We start from the raw sequence: 17334 nt of genomic DNA, 5'->3' as shown, positions 1-17334 counted from the left end.
ACATGCCCGACATGCTGGCCATCATCAGCAAGGCGATTTTCGAGAAGGAGGCCGCCGGCCTCGCTCCCGGCAAGGTGCTGCCCACGGACCGCTACCGCAGCCAGAGCAAGCACCTGGCCCCGCTCGAGAACGGCGGTCGCCTCTTCCTCGTCACGGTGCGTCCCCCGGACGAGGCCCTGTGGCTCGTCGCCGTGCTCGAAGGGCTGTCCCTGGATGACGACGGCTGGGTGGGCCGCAAGAACCGCGTGCCCATCACCGACATCACCACCGCCATCCCCAAGCTGCGCTTCGAGTCGGGCAAGGGAATCCAGGCCGCGAAGGGCGCGCTGGGCATGTCGCTCCAGACGCCGCGCACGCTCACCGCTGGAGACGCGGAGCTGCTCCTCTCCAGCGCGGGCGGGGGCCCCATCAACTTCACCGCGCACCAGGAGAACTCGGCGCTGCCGTGCCTGTGCAAGAGGTGCCTGCCCGCGAGCCAGGAGCACGCGCAGGCCCAGGGCATGCGCTTCGTCCGCGCCCAGGTCGAGACGGGCGGCAAGCTGCTCTACTACTGGATGCCCGAGGAGCTCACGAAGCAGGCGCGCGCGGTGTCCAACGCGGTTCGCGGCGCGCTCGTCGGGCGGCTCGGTTCCTGAGTCGGGGCGGGGCGCATCGTCCGCGCCCCGCGCTGATTCTCGAGGAGCGGCGGGTCTGCGCGCGCCGGGCATGACGCGTCGTCCGACGCAGGGCAAGGCGTGCGCTCATCACCACCGGCGCGGCCCGGCGGGGCGACAACCCCTCGCCTGGGTGACTACGGCTTCGCGTCCGGAGCGGACAGCTCGGAGCCGATCTGCCGCCACTCCTGCGCGTAGGCGCCGCGGGTGAACGAGCGCAGGTCGTCGCTCGTCACGGTGCCCCGCGCCATCGCGGTGTCGAGCGCGCGGACGACGGCGGCCCGGTGCGGCTGCTCGACGTACGGGTTGCCCTCGCGGAACACCTCACCGAAGAGCGACTCCAGCCGGCCATCCTGCTTCAGCCGCTCGACGATGCGGGCCTGTGAGGCGGGCTCGTCCGCGTGCGCGTGCAGCATCGCGGAGGCCATGCCGCCCTGCGCGTCCGCGTCGGAGAACTCGGAGAGCAGCTCCAGCTCCGCGTCCGCCCCGGCGATGGCCGAGGCCTCGGAGGACGCGGGCGCCAGCGGGCCACCCCCCAGCGCCACCGCCGGCGTGGCGCGAGGCGTCGGACGGCGGTCCGGCTCGAAGTCGCTGCGCCCCTGGAACGGGCTCACCGCGCGAGTTGCCTGGGCGTCCTTCTTTCCGGGGCTCTGCTGCGCGCCCTTGGCGGCGGAATCCGCCCGCTCCGTGCTGGAGCGCTCCGGGAGGGAGCTCTTCGGCGACGACGAACGGTTTCCACCATCAATGCGCGACATGCGTGCGCTCCAGGAAGACTGCGAGCCGGTGCTGACATGGCTCCGGGAAGTCTCAAGGGAGTTATCGGACGCCTCCGGCGCCAGTTGCGTCCAGCCCGAAGGTGGCTCCTCCCTCCGCTGTGCGCGAGTCGAATGACCACCTGTAGACAATCCAATTCGTTCAGCAACTACCGGCGTTTGGCGGCGGGGGAGGGAGGGAACAGGCACTCCAGCCCACGCACCAGGTCATCCCGCCAGGCGGTGTAGTTGTGGCCGCCGCTGTACTCCCGGTACTCCACCTGGTGGCCGCTGGCCTTCAGCAGGGGGTCGATTCGCTGGTTTCCCTCCAGCAGCCCCTCGAACCGGCCGCAGCTCATCCACACCTCCAGCGGGCGTCGGGGCACGTGCCGCGCCAGGTCGAAGACGACGAACTCGTGGTTTTCCACCACGAAGGCGCCCGACTGGGACAGCACCTTCCCGAAGGTCTCCGGCGCGCGCAGGCCGATGAAGAGGGACATCAGCCCGCCCAAGGACGAGCCCAGCACCCCATGGGCGCCCGGGTGGTGGCGCTCGTCCATCAGGGACAGGTGCTCCCGGGCCAGGGGCAGCACCTTCCACGCCAACAGGCCCACGGTGTACTCGCTGCACGCGTACTCCACGTCGCGCATGGGGCCGCCGTGGGAGACGAGCGCCAGGGCGATGGGGCTCATGCGGCCATCGGCGATGAGCGTGTCCACCAGCTCCGGCAGCCGCACGCGGCGCAGGTACTCCTCGCCGTCGAGCACCACCACCAGCGGCACGGGCGCCTTCGTCGGCGGGGCGTACAGGTGCACGGTGCGCTGGCCCGTCAGGCCCGTGTCGGACATGTCCACGCGGTGCCGGGTGACGCGGCCGCGGGGGATGCCTCGGGGCCTGCGCGAGGGCAGGGCGGGCCCTCCGTCGGGCATGTAGAAGACGTGGTTGCTCTCGCCGAAGCCGTTGTCGCAGACGCGCGCGTTGAAGTCGTCCCTCACCCGACGGCCCTTCGCGTCGAACAGCGCGTACTCGACATAGGCGTCGCGGGGCAGCGCCAGCGAGCGCTTCCACAGGCCGGGGCCCGCGCGCTCCAGCGGCAGCGGCTCGCCCTTCCAGTCCTGGAAGTCCCCCTGGACGAAGACCGGCCCGCGCCCGCGCCACACGAAGGTGGCGGTGTCGCCGATGATGACGGGTGTCCCTTCCGCTCGCGCTCGCGCTTCCAGCTCCCTGGCGTCCATCCCGCGTCGCTCCTAGGCAGTTCGAGTCACCGTTTCTAGCCCGAGTCACCCACGCGAAGGTCTGGGCTTCATCGCTCAGCCGAGCAGCTGCTTCAGCGCGCCTTCCAGCTCCGGGAAGCCGAACGCGAAGCCCGCCGCCTGCGCGCGCGCGGGCAGCACCCGCTGGCCCTCGAGCACCACCTTGGACATCTCCCCCAGCGCCGCCTTCACCATGAAGGCCGGGACATGCATCACGCTGGGGCGCCCCAGCGCGTGGCCCAGCGCGTGCGCGAAGGCCGCGTTCGTCACCGGCTCCGGCGCGGTGGCGTTCACCGGCCCTTCCAGCTCCGGGTGCGCCAGCGCGAACTGGAGGAGCGCTCGCGCGTCGTCCAGATGAATCCAGCTCACGTACTGCTTGCCGCTGCCCACCGGGCCTCCAGCGCCCATGCGGAACGGCGGCAGCATCTTGTGCAGCGCGCCCCCGTCCGGGTGCAGCACCATGCCCATTCGCACCACCGCCGTGGAGATGCCCGCCTCCGCGCGCGCCCGCCACGCCTCCGCCTCCCACGCCACGCACACCCTCGCGAGGAAGTCGTCGCCCGGCGCGCTGTCCTCCGTCAGGGGCTCCGCCTCGCGCGCTCCGCCGTAGTAGCCGATGGCCGACGTGGACACGAAGCGCTTCACCGTGCCCGCGGCCTTCATCGCGTCCACCAACACCCGCGTGCCCTGCACCCGGCTGTCGTGGATGCGCTGCTTCGCGTCCTTCGTCCACCGCTGCGCCACCGGCTCGCCCGCCAGGTGCACCACCGCGTCCACGCCCGAGAGCGCCTCGGCCCCCATCGCCGTCCGCCCGTCGAACACCGCCCCCGTCACCCCCGAGGGGAGCCGCTCCAGCGCCCGGCCCACGTCCCGCGTGAGCACCTGGACCTGGTGGCCCTGGGTCAACAAACCCTGGACAACCCCCGGGCCCAGAAACCCCGTGGCCCCCGTCACCGCCACCTTCATGGGGTGGCTCCCGGCGCGGCCACCGGCGTGGTGAGGTCCACCCCCACCAGCTTGCTGAGCGTCTCGAAGAAGGCCGTCTGCTCCTCCGGCTTCATCTTTCCGGAGTGTCGATAGAGCAACACTCCCTGGGCATCCAGCAGCAGCACGTTGGAGGTCTTCAGCGGCAGCGTCCACGGCGCCGCGCCCATCGTCCCCTTGAGGTCCACCAGGATGGGCACCCCCACCTTCTTCTCCTCGTCCCGGACATAGGAGAGGGCAATCTGCCGGGCGGGAAAGAAGTCGAACTTCATGAGGTTGGCCACCGCCACCACCGTGGCCGCCCCCAGGAGGTTGCGCTCCTTGCCCCGCGCGAAGAGCTCCTCCTTCAGCCCCGCGTTGAGCGCCGTGGAGTCCTTGTCCTCGTAGAAGAGAATTACCGGTTTTCCACGCCAGCGAGAGAGACGCACCTCATCTCCGCTCGAGGTTCGTAACGTCGCGTCCTGCGGGCCGTCCGGAAGGTTGGACGCGAGGGCTCCCTGGGAAAGCAGGGCGGCCGCCAGTGTGCCGGTGATCCACGTCTTCATGAGGTGACCCCTGGTGGACAAGGTTGATACAAACCATGGACATAGCCTTGACAAGGCCTGGACGCAAACGCTACCTCTCAGTGGCAGCCGCCTGAATCCGGAGGATCAACCGATGGCCCTTCCCCGTCCCGCCGCACAGCCGATGTCGGGCGAGCTTCCCCTGGAGCAGGCCTGGCTGAAGCTCGTGCAGGCGCAGGTGGAGACGTCGTTGGGCGAGCTGTTCGACTTGCCGGACGAGGCCCGCCTGGACGCGCGCTGGACCTGGGCCATGGCGCAGGCGCGCACGTACGCCCTGCGGCCAGCCAAGCGGGTGCGACCGGCGCTGGTGATGGCCGGGCATTGTCTGGCGAAGGGCACGCCGGTGGTGCCGGCCGAGCTGTGGCGCTTCGCGGCGGGGCTGGAGCTGCTGCACACCTTCCTGCTCATCCACGACGACGTCGCGGACCGGGCGCACCTGCGGCGGGGCGGGGCGGCGCTGCACCACCTGCTCGCGCCGGGGCGCGGAGGCGAGGACCTGGCGGTGGTGGTGGGCGACCACCTCTTCGCGCGCTCGCTGGAGGCCATGTTGGAGTCGGGCCTGCCGGGCGTGGCGAGGGTGGTGCGCTACTACTTGTCGGTGTGCCGGCACACGGCGGCGGGCCAGTACCTGGACCTGGCGTTGGGCGGCACGCCGCTGTCGCAGGTGTCGCTGTTCCAGACGCTGCGCGTGGCCTACCTCAAGACGGCGCGCTACGGCTTCTGCGCGCCGCTCGTCTGCGGGGCCATGTTGGGGGGCGCGAGTCCGGAGCTGGTGGCGGGGCTCGAGCGCGTGGGTCGGCACGTGGGGCTGGCCTACCAGCTGCGCGACGACCTCATCGGCCTGTTCGGTGACTCGAGCGTCGCGGGCAAGGCGGCGGACGGCGACTTCATGCAGGGCAAGCGCACCTTCCCGGTGCTGGCGGCCTACGTGCGCGCCACGCCCAGGGCCCGCGAGGAGTTGGACCTGCTCTGGTCGCTGCCCGAGTCGCTCAAGGACGCGCGCGCCCTGGCGCGGGCCCGGACGTTGGTGGAGGAGTGCGGCGGCCGTGAGGCGTGCGAGCGATGGGTGACGCGCGGCTCCCACGCGGCCCGGCGCGCGCTGCATTCGCTGCCCAACCCCAACGGGGCCCGGGATTTGTTGGACGCGCTCATCGCCCGTCTGGCCCATCGCATCGCCTGAGGACCTCATGAGCTCGCGAATCCAAGGCAGACGCGTGGTGGTGGTGGGCGCCGGAGTCGGAGGTCTGGCCGCGGCGGCGCGACTGGCGCACCAGGGCTTCGACGTGCGCGTCGTCGAGAAGACGTCGGGGCCGGGAGGTCGCTGCAACCGGCTGCGGGTGGAGGGGTTCACCTGGGACATCGGTCCCACCATCGTGCTGATGCCGGAGGTGTTCGAGGAGACCTTCCGCGCGCTCGGCCGCCGAATCGAGGACTACCTGACGCTGCTCAAGTGCGAGCCCAACTACCGGGTGCACTTCCGCGACGGCTCGGACGTCACGTTCACCTCCGAGCTGTGCGCCATGGGGCGCGAACTGGAGCGGGTGGAGCCGGGCAGCTACGCGCGCTACCTCGCCTTCCTCGCCCAGGGGCGTGTCCAGTACCGCACGAGCCTGGACCACCTGGTGGGCCGCAACTACGAGGGCATCACCGACTACCTGTCCCCGCGCGTGCTCGCCCGCATCCTCCAGGTGCGCGCGCACCGGCGCATGTACCCGGACGTCAGCCGCTACTTCAAGGACGACCGGCTGCGCGCGGCGATGACCTTCCAGACGATGTACCTGGGCGTGTCTCCCTTCGAGTCGCCGGCGGTGTATGGCCTGTTGCCCTTCACCGAGTTGGGCGTGGGCATCTGGTTCCCCAAGGGCGGCCTGTATGCGATTCCGCAGGCGCTGGAGAAGCTGGCGCTCGAGGAGGGCGTGCGCTTCCACTACGGCACGCCCGTGGAGCGCATCCTCACGGAGGGCGGCCGCACCACCGGGGTAAGGCTCGCGGGCGGCGAGGTGCTGGAGGCGGACGCGGTGCTGTGCAACGCGGACCTGCCCTACGCCTACGAGAAGCTGCTGGACCCGGAGGTCACCACGCTCAAGCGCCGCGAGTCGCTGCGCTACACGTCCAGTGGCTACATGCTCTACCTGGGGATGCGCCGGAAGTACCCGGAGCTGGGGCACCACAACGTGGTCTTCGGCCGCGACTACAAGGGCTCGTTCGAGGACATCTTCCAGCGCTTCCGCGTGCCGGAGGACCCGAGCTTCTATGTGAATGCGCCCACGCGCACCGACGCGTCGCTCGCGCCCGAGGGCAAGGACTCGCTCTACGTCCTCGTCCCCGTGCCGCATCAGCACCCGTCGCTCGACTGGAAGGAGGAGGGCCCCAAGGTGCGCGCCAAGGTGTTCGCGCGTCTGGCGGAGCTGGGCCATCCGGACCTGGAGTCGGACATCGAGGTGGAGCGCGTCTTCACGCCCGATGACTGGGCGGGCACGTTCAACCTGGCGAAGGGCAGCGCCTTCGGACTGGCGCAGAACTTCCTGCAGATTGGTCCGTTCCGTCCGTCGAATCAGGACGCGCGGGTGAAGAACCTCTTCTTCGTCGGTGCGTCCACGCAGCCGGGCACGGGGTTGCCCACGGTGCTCATCTCCGCGCGGCTCGTCACGGAGCGGTTGTTGTCGTGGGCTCGCGACCGGGGCGTCCAGCTGGCGCCGCGCTCGGACCCGTCGAAGTCGGTGACGGCGGAGGTGGCGGCATGAGCGCGCCCGACGAGAAGGCGCTGGTGCGGCGGGGCTACGGGCTGGCCCGCCGGGTGACGCGTCACCACGCCAAGAGCTTCTTCTTCGCCTCGTATCTGTTGTTCGGTCAGCGTCGGAAGGCGGCGTTCGCGCTGTATGCGTTCTGCCGGCGGCTGGATGACCTGGTGGACGAGGCGGGGACGGAGGGCGAGGAGCTGGCGGTGCGGTTGGACCGGGCCCGGCGCATGGTGGCGGAGCTGTATGTGCCCATGCCGGAGCTGGCCTCGCACGAGCTGGGGCCTCCGAGCGGACGGCTCAGCGGCGTGGCGGCGCGCTCGCCGTGGGACGCGGGGGAGTTCGCGGCGCTGGCGCACACGGTGCGGCACTACCGGATTCCGGAGCAGCCTTTCCAGGACCTCATCTCTGGCATGGAGATGGACCTGACGAAGAACCGGTACGAGACGTGGGAGGAGCTGGACCTCTACTGCTACCGCGTGGCGGGCGTGGTCGGGTTGATGCTGACGCCGGTGCTGGGGTGCTCGGACGTGTCGGCGTTGCAACCGGCGGCGGACCTGGGCCGGGGCATGCAGCTCACCAACATCCTGCGCGACGTGCGTGAGGACTTGGAGCGCGGCCGCGTGTACCTGCCCGCGCGGGAGCTGGCGCACTTCGGGCTGTCCGAGGAGGACTTGCGCCAGGGGAAGGTGGACACGCGCTGGCGGGACTTCATGCGCTTCCAGGTGGCGCGGGCCCGCGTGTACTACGCGCGCGCGGCGCAGGGTGTGCCCTCGCTCACGGGCTTCGGCAGTCAGCGCATGGTGCGGCTGATGGGCGCCATCTATGGCGACATCCTCGGGGAAATCGAGGCGCGCGACTACGACGTGTTCAGCGCGCGTGCCTTCGTGTCGACGGGCCGCAAGCTGTCGCTGGCCGCCGCGACCTTCCTGCGTCCCATGAGCGTGCTGCCCGCGCCGCGTGGCGAGGCGAGCGTGCCGTTGCTGCCGAGTGAGGCAGGGGGCCGACACCATGGCTGATGCGTGTGTGCGCGAAGGCCTGGAGGCACGGTCATGAGGGCCTCCCGGGTCGCGGTGGTCGGCGGAGGCATCGGCGGGCTCACCGCCGCGGGACTCCTGGCGAAGGAGGGCCACGCGGTGACGCTGTTCGAGGGCAGCGCGTCACTGGGCGGCAAGGCGCAGGCGGTCACCGTGGACGGCGTGACCCTGGACACCGGGCCCACGCTGTTGACGTTGCCAGACCTGGTGCGTGGCACCTTCGAGCAGCTGGGCGCGATGGACCTCCTGCCTCAGCTCACGGAGCTGGAGCCGCAGTGCGCCTATCGTTTCTCGGACGGGTGCTCCTTCACCGCGTACAAGGACGTGGACCGCACCGCGGACAGCGCGGGGGACGTGAAGCCCTCGGAGCGTCGAGGCATCCGTGGCTTCTACGCGGAGGCCGCGGCCATCTGGGCCGCCGCGGGTGAGCCCTACCTGGAGGCGCCCTTCGAGGGCATGGCCGGCTTCATGGGCCGCGTGGCGAGGCGGGGCATCGGCGCGGTGCTCGCGGGCATGCAGCTGTCGTCGCTGCACTCCCTCGCGGTGAAGCACCTGCGCACCGAGCACCTGCAGCAGTACGTGGGGCGCTTCGCCACCTACGCGGGCGCGTCTCCGTACGAGGCGAGCGCGGCCTTCGCGCTGATTCCGCACATCGAGCACGCCTACGGTGTCCACCATGCGCGCGGTGGCGTGGGCGCGCTGGTGGATGCGCTGGGGCGCGCGGTGCGCAGGCTGGGCGTCACGGTGCACCTGCAGACGCGGGCCCGCTTCGAGCGCACGCACGAGGGCTACCGCGTGGGCCCGGAGGAGGACGGCGCGCTGTTCGACGGCGTGGTGGTGAACGCGGACCCGCTGGAGTCGCTGCGGCGCGAGGACGAGGCGCTGGCGCTCTCCGGCTTCGTGCTGCTGCTGGACGTGGAGGGACGACTCCCGCTGCCGCACCACGCGGTGCTCTTCGGCAGCGACTACCAGCGCGAGTTCAGGGAGCTGTTCAGCGGGCAGCTCGCGTCGGACCCCACGGTGTACTTCTGCAACCCGTCCGCGACGGACCCCACCATGGCGCCCGCGGGGCGCACGGGGCTGTTCGTCATGGTGAACGCGCCGCCGTTGTCCGGAGGGCCTGGTGCGCTTGAGGCCAGCGCGCGCGCGTGGGAGCAGCACGGCGAGCGGGTGAAGGCGCAGATGTTCGAGAAGCTGCTCGCGCACCACCCGGAGCTCAGGGGGCGCGTGCGGGTCATCGGCCAGCGCTCACCGGTGGACCTGGCGGCGCAGGGGGCGCCGGGTGGCTCCATCTACGGCTTCCTGCCCCACGGCAAGCTGGGGCCCTTCCGGCGTCCTCGCATCCGAGGCAACACGCCGGGCCTGTTCTTCGCGGGCGGCGGCACGCATCCGGGCGGTGGGGTGCCCCTGGTGATGCTGTCCGGCCGCTTCGCCGCGGAGATGGCCTCCGCGCATCTGCGGAGGGGCGGATGAACACCTTGCGAGACATTCCGGCGCTGCCCGGTGAGGCGGGGGCCTATCGCTGGTTCTACGCGGACGTGACGGCGGGTCCGTTCAGCGCGGTGTGCATCTTCATGCTGGGCTCGCTCTTCTCGCCCCGCTACTCGGTGGCGGCGCGGCGAGGGGGACGGCCCATGGAGTACAGCGCGGTGAACTTCGCGCTGTACCACGAGGGGGTGCGCCGCCTGTGGGTGCTCAGCGAGTATCCGCATGCGCAGATGGAGTCGCCTGGGCGGCTGCGCATCGGCCGCTCGACGCTGACGTATGGCGAGGACGGCGTGGTGTGCATGGAGGTGGACGACTGGACGGCGCCGTGGGGACGGCCCGTCAGCGCGCGCCTCACGTTGGAGCCTCTGACGCCCATGGGCGAGGTGGTGCGGTTGATGCCCGAGCTGCCGCACTACTGGCAGGCGCTGGCGCCGCGCGCGAAGGCGAAGCTGGAGGTGTCCTCGCTCGGCGTGACGGCGGAGGGGCTGGGCTACCACGACACGAACCACGGCGAGGAGTTGCTGGGCGAGCGGCTCGCCGGCTGGCACTGGGCGCGCACGCACCGCGAGGACACGACGGTGGTGGACTACCACCTGCCGGATGGCGTGGCGCCGCTGCGGATGACGGCGTGCTCCAGTGGCGTGCGCTGCGAGCGTGGCGAGGAGCCGCAGTCGCGGCCGACCGTGATTACAGGCTGGGGGCTGCGCGTGCCCTCACGGCTGGAGTCGGGCAACACGGTGGTGGGGCAGGCGCGGCTGTTGGAGTCCTCGCCCTTCTATGCGCGACTGGAGGCTCGCAAGGGCGCGCTGGACTGCATGGGCGAGGTGGCGGACTTCCGCCGGTTCCACTCGCCCTTCATCCGGTGGATGGCCCACTTCCGCACGCGCCTGGGGAGGGCGGCATGAGCGCGCCGGTGCTCCTGGGCCTGGGATGGACGGCGCTCGCCACGGGCTTCAGCGCGGTGACGCTCGCGCGCCTCCTGCGCCTGCGGACGGGGCGCGTGATGCGAGCCCCTTCGCCAGCCCGCGTGCTCTTGCTGCGCCCCGTGGACGCACCCACGCCGCGCGAGCTGGAGAATCTCGCGCTCCCCATCGACTACGCGGGTGAGCTGGAGCAGGTGGTCGTCTCGCCCTACCGTCCGCGCCTCGGCCCGGACGTGCGCTGGCTGCCGAGCGACCCGCTCACGCCGAACCGCAAGGTGGGCCACCTCCTCTACGCGTTCTCGGTGCTGCCCACCGAGGGGCGCGTGGTGCTGGCCGTGGACGCGGATGTCGCGGTGACGGGCGCGCTGGTGGAGGGACTGGTGGCCCCGCTCCTCGAGGGCGCCGCGCTGAGCACCGCCGCGCCCACCCCCGTGGACGCGCGTGACGGCGCGGGCCGCGCCATGGCGGGCCTGCTTCGCTACACGCACCACAGCTTCCTCGCGCTGCACGCGATGAGCGCCGGCGCCCCGGCCGTGTGTGGCAAGGCCCTGGGCCTGTCCGCCGAGGCCCGTGCCTCACTCGAGCCCCTGGCCGACCACATCGGCGAGGACCTGGAGCTCTCCAAGCGCCTGCACGCGCGCGGGCTCGACGTGGCGCTGAGCGCCGCTCCCGCCGTGGTGCCGCTGGGCGAGGTGGGCTCGTGGGACATCCCCCTGTCCCGCTTCACGCGGTGGATGCGCGTGCTCGCGAGCCACCGGCCCGGCCTGTACCCCACCGTGCCGCTGCTCTTCACGCCCACCGTGCCGCTCGTGCTGTGCGCGGCGCTCCTCGGCTCGCCCGGGTTGTCCGCGGCCGTGGCGGTGCTGGTCGCGGTGCGCGCGGCGCTGGCACACCGACTGTCGGTGCTCGGCGCGCCCCAGGGACCGGTTCCAGGACGTGGCCGGGCCTGGACGGACTGGCTCCTGGGAGAAGGCTTGCTCCTGGCGGCCTTCGCCGTTTCACTGGGCCGGCAGGGGACGGTGACGTGGCGTGGACGGACGTACACCCTCTTGCGCGGTGGCCGCATGGTCCGCGTGTCGCCAGAGCTGACGGGAGGACCCGGATGACCTACGCACGTTTCCTCGGGCTGTTCGTCGTACTGCCCATCCTCATCCAACTCTGGCGCTACCGGCGGACCTTCTCCGCGAAGACGCTGGCGCCCATGGGGATGCTCCTCATCGTCGTCTACGCGGCCACGTCCCCCTGGGACAACCTGGCCGTGAAGTGGGGCCTGTGGGGCTTCGATGCCGAGCGCATCTGGGGCATCAAGCTGGGCTACCTGCCGCTCGAGGAGTACCTCTTCTTCGGCCTCCAGACGCTGCTGGTGGGCCTGTGGGCCCGCGCCCGGCTGGCCCGCGCGCTGGAGTCGCCCTCCGTCGAGACGAAGGCTCCCGCGACGCCGTCCGACCGCGCGCTGTCCCCGAGCGAGGTGTCGTCATGATGGAGTCTCGCTGGGCCTACCTCATCCACCTGCTCGCGTGGACGCTGCCGCTCATCGCGTTCCAGGTGGTGGTGCTCGTGCGCCACTACAAGGAGCGCTCGGGCGCGGTGCTGCGCGCGGTGCTGCCGCCGGCCTTCATCCTCGGCCTGTACCTGGCGGTGGCCGACCACCTGGCCATCTCCACTGGCATCTGGAACTTCGGTGAGGGCAAGCACCTGGGCATCTACCTGGGCCTCGTCCCCCTGGAAGAGGTGCTCTTCTTCGTCATCACCAGCGTCCTCGTGTCGCTGGGGCTGGCCCTGTTCACCGGGCTGGTGGAGCTCGTCTGGAAGAAGGAGGCGCGCTCGCCGTGATTCCCGCGGCCAAGGGAGGCCCCTTCGGGTGGGCGCTCGACCGGTACATCGGGTGGAAGTTCCGCTCGGCGTTCCGGGGCCTGTGGGTGCGCGGCGAGCTGCCCGCGTCCGGCCCGGGTCGGCTGGTGTACCTGAACCACGCCAACTGGTGGGATGGCTTCATGCTGCACCAGCTGTCGCGCGTTGCGGGGTGGGACGCGTACTGCCTCATGGACGAGGAGAACCTGCGGCGCTACCGCTTCCTCGCGCGCATCGGCGCCTTCAGCATCCGCCGCAAGGACGCGATGTCGTCCATCGAGTCGCTGCGCTACGCGAAGGAGCTGCTGCGCCGTCCGAGCGCGGCGCTGTACGTCTTCCCCGAAGGTGAGCACCGCCCCTTCGGTGAGCTGCCCCTGCGGCTGGAGCGCGGCGTGGAGATGCTGGCCCGGGTGGCGAAGGTGGAGTGCGTGCCCATCGGCGTGCGCTACGCCTTCTTCGAGCACGAGCTGCCGGACGTGTTGTTGGAGGTGGGCACGCCGCACCCACCCGGACCGCTGTCCGTCTTCCAGACAGGCCTGGAGACGGTGGTGAAGCGGCTCATGACGACGACGAGCCTGGAGGGCTTCACGCGCAAGGTGTCCGGCGCGCGGGGCGTGGCCGAGCGGTGGGACGCCGCTCGGGGAGTCCAAGCATGATGTTGCGCATCCGCACCATTTCCCGACTGACCGGCATCCGCGAGGCGACGCTGCGCGCGTGGGAGCGCCGCTACGGCTTCCCCCGGCCCCTTCGCAGCGAGGGCAACAACTACCGCGTGTACTCGCGTGAGGAGGTGGAGGCCGTCCGCCGCGTCGTCCGCCTCATCCAGCTGGACGGGCTGGCGGTGAGCGAGGCCATCGCCCAGGTGGTGACCTCGCCGCTCAAGTCGATGCCTGGCGCGGAGCGACTCCAGGAGCGCTTCTGGGGCGCGGCGCTGCTGCTGGACGAGGACGAGCTGTCGCGCGTGCTGGACGAGGCCCAGCGCGCCATGGACGTGGACACGTTCTGCGACGGCTTCCTCATGCCGCTGTTGCGTGAGATGGGCACGCGGCTGGACGTGGCGCGCGAGCACCTGGCCTCGGGCTACATCCGCCAGCGGCTGCGTCAGGTGCTCTCCAGCCTGGAGAGCACGGCCGGCGGGCCCCGGGTGCTCCTGGCGTGTCCCCGGGGGGACTCGCACGAAGGGGGGCTCCTGGGGCTGGCCGTGCAGCTCAAGCGCAAGGGCTGGCGCACCACGTTCCTGGGCGCGGACACCCCCGAGGAGGCCCTGCGCGTGGCGTGCGAGCAATTGCGGCCGGACATCGTGGCGCTGTCCTTCGTCCACGGGCGGGAGCCGGAGGAGTTCATGACGGTGCTGGCCGAGGCGCTGCGTGCCTGCGCCCCATCGCCCGTCGTGATAGGAGGGCCCGGCGCGCGCGAGCACCTGAAGACCGTCTTCACGCTCGGCGCGCAGTTCGCGGAGTCGTCGCAGGAGTTGATTGCCCTCTGGAATCAGGTGCGGACCGCGCAGAATCGCCCCTGAACCGTCCGCCCCATATGGCCGAGCGCACCTACCGAATCCACGTCGCCGCGGAGCTGTCTGGGGTTCGGGTGGAGCTCATCCGTGCCTGGGAGCGGCGCTACGGGGTGCTCCAGCCGCTGCGCACACCCGCCGGCTACCGCGTCTACACGGAGCGGGACGTGGCGCTGCTCAAGCGCCTGAAGAAGCTCACCGACGAGGGCGTGGCCATCAGCGAGGCGGCGAAGATGCTGCCCCAGCTGCTGGCCGAGCTGGACGCGGCGAGCGTGGCCTCCGCGGAGGACCCGCTGGCCTCGGGCGCGGGGCTGGACTTCTGGCGCGACGCGGCCCTGCTCGCGGCCGAGGCGTATGACCAGGGCGGCGTGTCCGCGGTGGTGGACGAGGTGCTGTCCGCGCTGCCTCCCCTCAAGGCCTTCGAGGGGGTGCTGGCGCCCCTCCAGCGCGAGGTGGGCGAGCGCTGGCACCGGGGCACGCTGACGGTGGCGCAGGAGCACCTGGTGACGCAGGTGGTGCGCGCGCGGCTGGTGAGCCTGCTGCACGCGGCGCCGCAGGGGGGCCGCAAGCACGCGCTGCTCGCGTGCTTCCCGGAGGAGGAACACGAGCTGGGCCTGCTCGCCGTGGCCCTGCGCCTTCGCCACGCGGGGCACCGGGTGACGCTGTTGGGTCAGCGCGTGCCCGCCGTGGACCTGGGCCGCGCGGTGACGCGGCTGCGTCCGGACGTGGTGGGCCTGTCGGCGGTGAACAACCCCGGTGCGGACGTGTTCGAGGCCACGCTCACCCAGGTCCTGCGCGAGCTGCCCCCGGGCATCCCCGTCTGGGTGGGCGGCGCGGCGGCCATGGCCCACGCGGCCCTCGTGGACCGGCTGGGCGCCCGGCTGTTCAGCGCCGAGGGCGACTGGGCGAGGCTGGTGGGTTAGCCCGGGACGGCCGCGAGCGCTGGAGCGTGGCGATGAGGCCCGCCTCTCCCACGGCCCAGACGCGGTTGCCCGAGCGCGAGGTGGAGACGGCGTGGAAGCCGGTGGTGCCCAGGGACATCCACGTGCGCGCGCCGTCCACGGACAGCTCCGAGCCGGACGGGCCCACGGTGACGAGCGTGGGCCCCGGCGCGCCGTGCACCTGCGCGACGCACGAGCGATAGCCCGCGGGCCGTGTGCCCGGGGGCACCGTCCACGTCTTGCCGCCGTCCTTCGTGAGGGCCAGGTTGCCGGTGGCGTCGGTGGGGCGCTGGTGGTTGCCGCCCACGGCGATGCCCTCGTGCTCGTTCCAGAAGAGCAGCGAGAAGACGCCGCCGCCGTCGCCCGTGGCCAGGGGCGTGGTCGCCACGCTCCACGTCTTGCCGCCGTCGGTGGTGCGCACCACGCGGGCCGCCTTGCCGCCCAGGCCGAACCACGCCTGCCTGGGGGCTCGCACGGCGATGCTGGTGCCGCTGGCCGCGAAGCCCGCCTCGCCCGGCAGCGCGGGAGGGAAGGCCTCGGTGGGGAGCGGCGTCCAGGTGGCGCCGCCGTCGGACGTGGCGATGACCAGGAAGCGGCCCTGCACCGGGTCGCTGAAGGCCACGCCGTGGCGCTCGTCCCAGAAGGCCATGCCGTCGAAGAAGGCGCCGGGCGTGGTGTTGGTGAACTGCAGCCGCCACGTCTCGCCGCCGTCCTCCGTCTTGTAGATGCGGGACTTGTCGCCCTCGCCGATGGAGAGCAGGTACGCGGTGTTGGCGCTGAAGGCGTCCACGTCCCGGAAGTCCAGCGCCTCCGCGCCCGGCACCTTGCCCGGCCTCCACGTCTGGCCTCCGTCCGTGGTGCGCACGAAGGTGCCCTGGTCTCCGCTGGCCCAGGCCACGCGGGCGTCGACGGCGCTGACGCCGCGGAGCCTCACGCTGGTGAGGCTCGGCTGGGTCTCCCACCGCATGCTCGCGCTCCCCACCGACAGCATCGCGGCCAGAAAGATGGCTCCCGTCATCATCCCTGAAGTCCTCCTCGTGAGGACGGGAGGCTAGCTCACGGCTGGGGCGGGGCCAGCTGTTCGTTGGATTTGGAGTTGTTGAAGACGACGCTCTTGTAGCGCTGGGCCGCCTCCTGCGCGTTGTCGCAGATGGGCGAGCACTTGTGCGTGCCCGCGACGTTGTTGGGGTCGCGGCAGTCGTTGATGACCTTGCCCGAGGCGTCCACGATGGGGGGCTGCAGCTCCACGCAGCCGGCCTGCAGGTGCTGCCAGCGCCAGTGGCTCAGGCACGCGGGGCCCGTCGTGTCCCAGCCCGCCTCGAACTTCATGTCGGAGCTGCCGCCCGCCTGCGGCGCGGTGATGATGTTGGGCGTCAGCGCGTCCCATGGCTGGATGGGGGTGCCGTCCTGGGTGAAGGGCGTGCCGTTGCCGCAGTAGTCCGCGCGGGCCATGCGGGTGCAGGCCCAGTGGGCCTTCGTCACCGCGCCCGGCGAGGCGCCGTCGAGCCAGGGCTTGTAGCCCCAGCGGTAGCACTTGGCGAGCACGCCCGGGTCGCAGCCGAGCGTGAAGCTGCTGGGGGTCTCCTGGCGCGTGCCGCTCGCGTTGAAGTAGCCCTCCAGGGGCACGGCCCAGGCCCAGCCCACGGCCGGGTCCACGCCCGTCTTGCACAGGTCGACGGTGGTGCCTCCGGACGCGGGCGTCACCTGCACGCGGTAGAGGAAGGTGGCGCCGCTGGCGTCCCAGATGCCGGGGGACTCGGGGATGGTGACCTGGTCAGCGTTGATGGCGTCCACGATTTCAATCGTGGAGCTGTAGTGGGCCGTCGAGAGGCTCCGCAGCTGGGTGCCGATGAGCTGCTTGCCGCGCAGCTCCTTGTGCTCCACGGGGAAGCGGGCGCTGCGGGTCTTCGGCGCGGCGCTCCAGGGTTGCCCCGGGAAGTAGGGCCCCGCGAGCACGGTGAAGATGCCGCTCCTGGGACAGGTGAACTGCACGGAGGGACACTCGAGGGCACAGCTGGGGTCGGGCTTCACGACGCCCTCGGACGAGCCGAGGTAGCCCTGGCGCGCGTGCTCACAGGGCTTCTCCCCCGCGCAGACGCGCAGGACGGGGCGCCCGGTGCAGCTGCCGGCCGAGCCCGCGCACTCGCCGCTGTCGAGGGTGACGACGGCGTCAGGGGTGCACACGCCCTGGCCCTTCACGGTGAAGCCGCAGCTGCGCGCCGCTCCCGATTCGGGTCGCAGGAGGCACGGGCTGAGGCTGGCGGTGGTGCCCGAGACGGCGAGCGGCATCTTCGCGGCGAGCTCACCTCGGAAGACGCGCAGCAGCGCGGGGCGGCGCACGTTCTCGAAGAGGACGGTGGCGGGGTCGTAGAAGAACGAGCCGATGGTCGTGCCGTGGAGCTGCGTCCCCTGGGAGTGGGAGTCGTCGTTCCCGGCGAGGAAGTCCTGGGGGGTGAGCTCGGGTGTGGCTTCGCCGGGGGACACGGGCGCGCAGGCGGCGAGCAGGGACAGACACAGCGTGGATGACAGCAATCGCGAGACGGTGCTCATGCGAGGGACCTCGGGTTCGTTCAATCCATCCAGACGCGGTGCGGTAGAGCATCCGGCATGCCATGGATGGGGCAGGGGACACGGGGTGCGT

18 protein-coding genes are annotated in these 17334 nt (G+C 71.6%); 12 read left to right on the top strand and 6 right to left on the bottom strand.

Annotated features, from left to right (window positions below):
• Positions 1–2 precede the first annotated feature (2 nt).
• Positions 3–635, top strand: a complete 633-nt coding sequence (locus tag LXT21_RS08255) for a hypothetical protein (protein ID WP_254037534.1) — start codon at positions 3–5, stop codon at positions 633–635.
• Positions 636–790: 155 nt separating this feature from the next.
• Here the strand turns inward: LXT21_RS08255 and LXT21_RS08250 are convergent, their stop codons facing one another.
• The 4 genes from LXT21_RS08250 to LXT21_RS08235 all read right to left on the bottom strand — a co-directional run bounded on the left by LXT21_RS08250 (position 791) and on the right by LXT21_RS08235 (position 4187).
• On the bottom strand, positions 791–1408 hold the full coding sequence (locus LXT21_RS08250) for a hypothetical protein (protein ID WP_254037533.1): 618 nt from the start codon (positions 1406–1408) through the stop codon (positions 791–793).
• Between the two features lie 167 nt (positions 1409–1575).
• Positions 1576–2640, bottom strand: coding sequence for an alpha/beta hydrolase-fold protein (locus tag LXT21_RS08245; protein WP_254037532.1), 1065 nt, complete (start codon positions 2638–2640; stop codon positions 1576–1578).
• Positions 2641–2715: 75 nt separating this feature from the next.
• The gene (locus tag LXT21_RS08240; protein ID WP_254037531.1) at positions 2716–3624 is read right to left on the bottom strand and encodes a TIGR01777 family oxidoreductase; all 909 of its coding nucleotides are present in this window, start codon (positions 3622–3624) and stop codon (positions 2716–2718) included.
• The gene (locus LXT21_RS08235) at positions 3621–4187 is read right to left on the bottom strand and encodes a peroxiredoxin family protein (protein ID WP_254037530.1); all 567 of its coding nucleotides are present in this window, start codon (positions 4185–4187) and stop codon (positions 3621–3623) included. Before LXT21_RS08235 ends, LXT21_RS08240 begins: the two co-directional genes overlap by 4 nt.
• Positions 4188–4299: 112 nt before the next feature.
• On the opposite strand from LXT21_RS08235, the gene LXT21_RS08230 reads away from it, so the two are divergent.
• The 11 genes from LXT21_RS08230 to LXT21_RS08180 are packed head-to-tail and all read left to right on the top strand — an operon-like array spanning position 4300 to position 14675.
• Complete coding sequence (locus LXT21_RS08230; RefSeq protein WP_254037529.1) at positions 4300–5385, top strand: polyprenyl synthetase family protein; 1086 nt, start codon at positions 4300–4302, stop codon at positions 5383–5385.
• A 7-nt stretch (positions 5386–5392) separates the two neighbouring features.
• Positions 5393–6949: a phytoene desaturase family protein gene (locus tag LXT21_RS08225; RefSeq protein ID WP_254037528.1), complete on the top strand. Its 1557-nt coding sequence runs from the start codon at positions 5393–5395 to the stop codon at positions 6947–6949.
• Positions 6946–7962 carry a phytoene/squalene synthase family protein gene (locus LXT21_RS08220; RefSeq protein ID WP_254037527.1) on the top strand — a complete coding sequence of 339 codons (1017 nt, stop codon included), beginning with the start codon at positions 6946–6948 and terminating at the stop codon, positions 7960–7962. The genes LXT21_RS08225 and LXT21_RS08220 overlap by 4 nt, the downstream gene beginning before the upstream one ends.
• Positions 7963–7995: 33 nt before the next feature.
• A complete protein-coding gene (locus tag LXT21_RS08215) occupies positions 7996–9453 on the top strand; it encodes a phytoene desaturase family protein (RefSeq protein ID WP_254037526.1) in 1458 nt (485 codons plus the stop codon).
• Positions 9450–10373, top strand: coding sequence for a carotenoid 1,2-hydratase (locus tag LXT21_RS08210; protein ID WP_254037525.1), 924 nt, complete (start codon positions 9450–9452; stop codon positions 10371–10373). Before LXT21_RS08215 ends, LXT21_RS08210 begins: the two co-directional genes overlap by 4 nt.
• On the top strand, positions 10370–11497 hold the full coding sequence (locus LXT21_RS08205) for a glycosyltransferase (protein ID WP_254037524.1): 1128 nt from the start codon (positions 10370–10372) through the stop codon (positions 11495–11497). Before LXT21_RS08210 ends, LXT21_RS08205 begins: the two co-directional genes overlap by 4 nt.
• On the top strand, positions 11494–11871 hold the full coding sequence (locus tag LXT21_RS08200; RefSeq protein ID WP_254037523.1) for a lycopene cyclase domain-containing protein: 378 nt from the start codon (positions 11494–11496) through the stop codon (positions 11869–11871). Before LXT21_RS08205 ends, LXT21_RS08200 begins: the two co-directional genes overlap by 4 nt.
• The gene (locus LXT21_RS08195) at positions 11868–12224 is read left to right on the top strand and encodes a lycopene cyclase domain-containing protein (RefSeq protein ID WP_254037522.1); all 357 of its coding nucleotides are present in this window, start codon (positions 11868–11870) and stop codon (positions 12222–12224) included. Before LXT21_RS08200 ends, LXT21_RS08195 begins: the two co-directional genes overlap by 4 nt.
• A complete protein-coding gene (locus tag LXT21_RS08190) occupies positions 12221–12898 on the top strand; it encodes a lysophospholipid acyltransferase family protein (RefSeq protein WP_254037521.1) in 678 nt (225 codons plus the stop codon). The genes LXT21_RS08195 and LXT21_RS08190 overlap by 4 nt, the downstream gene beginning before the upstream one ends.
• A complete protein-coding gene (locus LXT21_RS08185; RefSeq protein WP_254037520.1) occupies positions 12895–13761 on the top strand; it encodes a MerR family transcriptional regulator in 867 nt (288 codons plus the stop codon). The genes LXT21_RS08190 and LXT21_RS08185 overlap by 4 nt, the downstream gene beginning before the upstream one ends.
• A 14-nt stretch (positions 13762–13775) precedes the next feature.
• Positions 13776–14675 carry a MerR family transcriptional regulator gene (locus tag LXT21_RS08180; RefSeq protein ID WP_254037519.1) on the top strand — a complete coding sequence of 300 codons (900 nt, stop codon included), beginning with the start codon at positions 13776–13778 and terminating at the stop codon, positions 14673–14675.
• On the opposite strand, the gene LXT21_RS08175 is transcribed toward LXT21_RS08180, so the two are convergent.
• The gene (locus tag LXT21_RS08175; protein ID WP_254037518.1) at positions 14638–15714 is read right to left on the bottom strand and encodes a WD40/YVTN/BNR-like repeat-containing protein; all 1077 of its coding nucleotides are present in this window, start codon (positions 15712–15714) and stop codon (positions 14638–14640) included. The genes LXT21_RS08180 and LXT21_RS08175 overlap by 38 nt on opposite strands.
• 35 nt (positions 15715–15749) lie before the next feature.
• Positions 15750–17243, bottom strand: a complete 1494-nt coding sequence (locus LXT21_RS08170; RefSeq protein ID WP_254037517.1) for an ADYC domain-containing protein — start codon at positions 17241–17243, stop codon at positions 15750–15752.
• Positions 17244–17334: the final 91 nt, after the last annotated feature.

Source organism: Myxococcus guangdongensis (genome assembly GCF_024198255.1).
Lineage (GTDB): Bacteria > Myxococcota > Myxococcia > Myxococcales > Myxococcaceae > Myxococcus > Myxococcus guangdongensis.
The sequence above is the reverse complement of the archived record's forward strand: the minus strand, read 5'-3'. Positions and strand labels throughout refer to the sequence as shown.

Bases quoted from the DNA above. Each gene is read 5' to 3' on its own strand.
- LXT21_RS08255 (WP_254037534.1), top strand. From the start codon at position 3: ATGCCCGACATGCTGGCCATCATCAGCAAGGCGATTTTCGAGAAGGAG.
- LXT21_RS08250 (WP_254037533.1), bottom strand. From the start codon at position 1,408: ATGTCGCGCATTGATGGTGGAAACCGTTCGTCGTCGCCGAAGAGCTCC.
- LXT21_RS08245 (WP_254037532.1), bottom strand. From the start codon at position 2,640: ATGGACGCCAGGGAGCTGGAAGCGCGAGCGCGAGCGGAAGGGACACCC.
- LXT21_RS08240 (WP_254037531.1), bottom strand. From the start codon at position 3,624: ATGAAGGTGGCGGTGACGGGGGCCACGGGGTTTCTGGGCCCGGGGGTT.
- LXT21_RS08235 (WP_254037530.1), bottom strand. From the start codon at position 4,187: ATGAAGACGTGGATCACCGGCACACTGGCGGCCGCCCTGCTTTCCCAG.
- LXT21_RS08230 (WP_254037529.1), top strand. From the start codon at position 4,300: ATGGCCCTTCCCCGTCCCGCCGCACAGCCGATGTCGGGCGAGCTTCCC.
- LXT21_RS08225 (WP_254037528.1), top strand. From the start codon at position 5,393: ATGAGCTCGCGAATCCAAGGCAGACGCGTGGTGGTGGTGGGCGCCGGA.
- LXT21_RS08220 (WP_254037527.1), top strand. From the start codon at position 6,946: ATGAGCGCGCCCGACGAGAAGGCGCTGGTGCGGCGGGGCTACGGGCTG.
- LXT21_RS08215 (WP_254037526.1), top strand. From the start codon at position 7,996: ATGAGGGCCTCCCGGGTCGCGGTGGTCGGCGGAGGCATCGGCGGGCTC.
- LXT21_RS08210 (WP_254037525.1), top strand. From the start codon at position 9,450: ATGAACACCTTGCGAGACATTCCGGCGCTGCCCGGTGAGGCGGGGGCC.
- LXT21_RS08205 (WP_254037524.1), top strand. From the start codon at position 10,370: ATGAGCGCGCCGGTGCTCCTGGGCCTGGGATGGACGGCGCTCGCCACG.
- LXT21_RS08200 (WP_254037523.1), top strand. From the start codon at position 11,494: ATGACCTACGCACGTTTCCTCGGGCTGTTCGTCGTACTGCCCATCCTC.
- LXT21_RS08195 (WP_254037522.1), top strand. From the start codon at position 11,868: ATGATGGAGTCTCGCTGGGCCTACCTCATCCACCTGCTCGCGTGGACG.
- LXT21_RS08185 (WP_254037520.1), top strand. From the start codon at position 12,895: ATGATGTTGCGCATCCGCACCATTTCCCGACTGACCGGCATCCGCGAG.
- LXT21_RS08180 (WP_254037519.1), top strand. From the start codon at position 13,776: ATGGCCGAGCGCACCTACCGAATCCACGTCGCCGCGGAGCTGTCTGGG.
- LXT21_RS08175 (WP_254037518.1), bottom strand. From the start codon at position 15,714: ATGATGACGGGAGCCATCTTTCTGGCCGCGATGCTGTCGGTGGGGAGC.
- LXT21_RS08170 (WP_254037517.1), bottom strand. From the start codon at position 17,243: ATGAGCACCGTCTCGCGATTGCTGTCATCCACGCTGTGTCTGTCCCTG.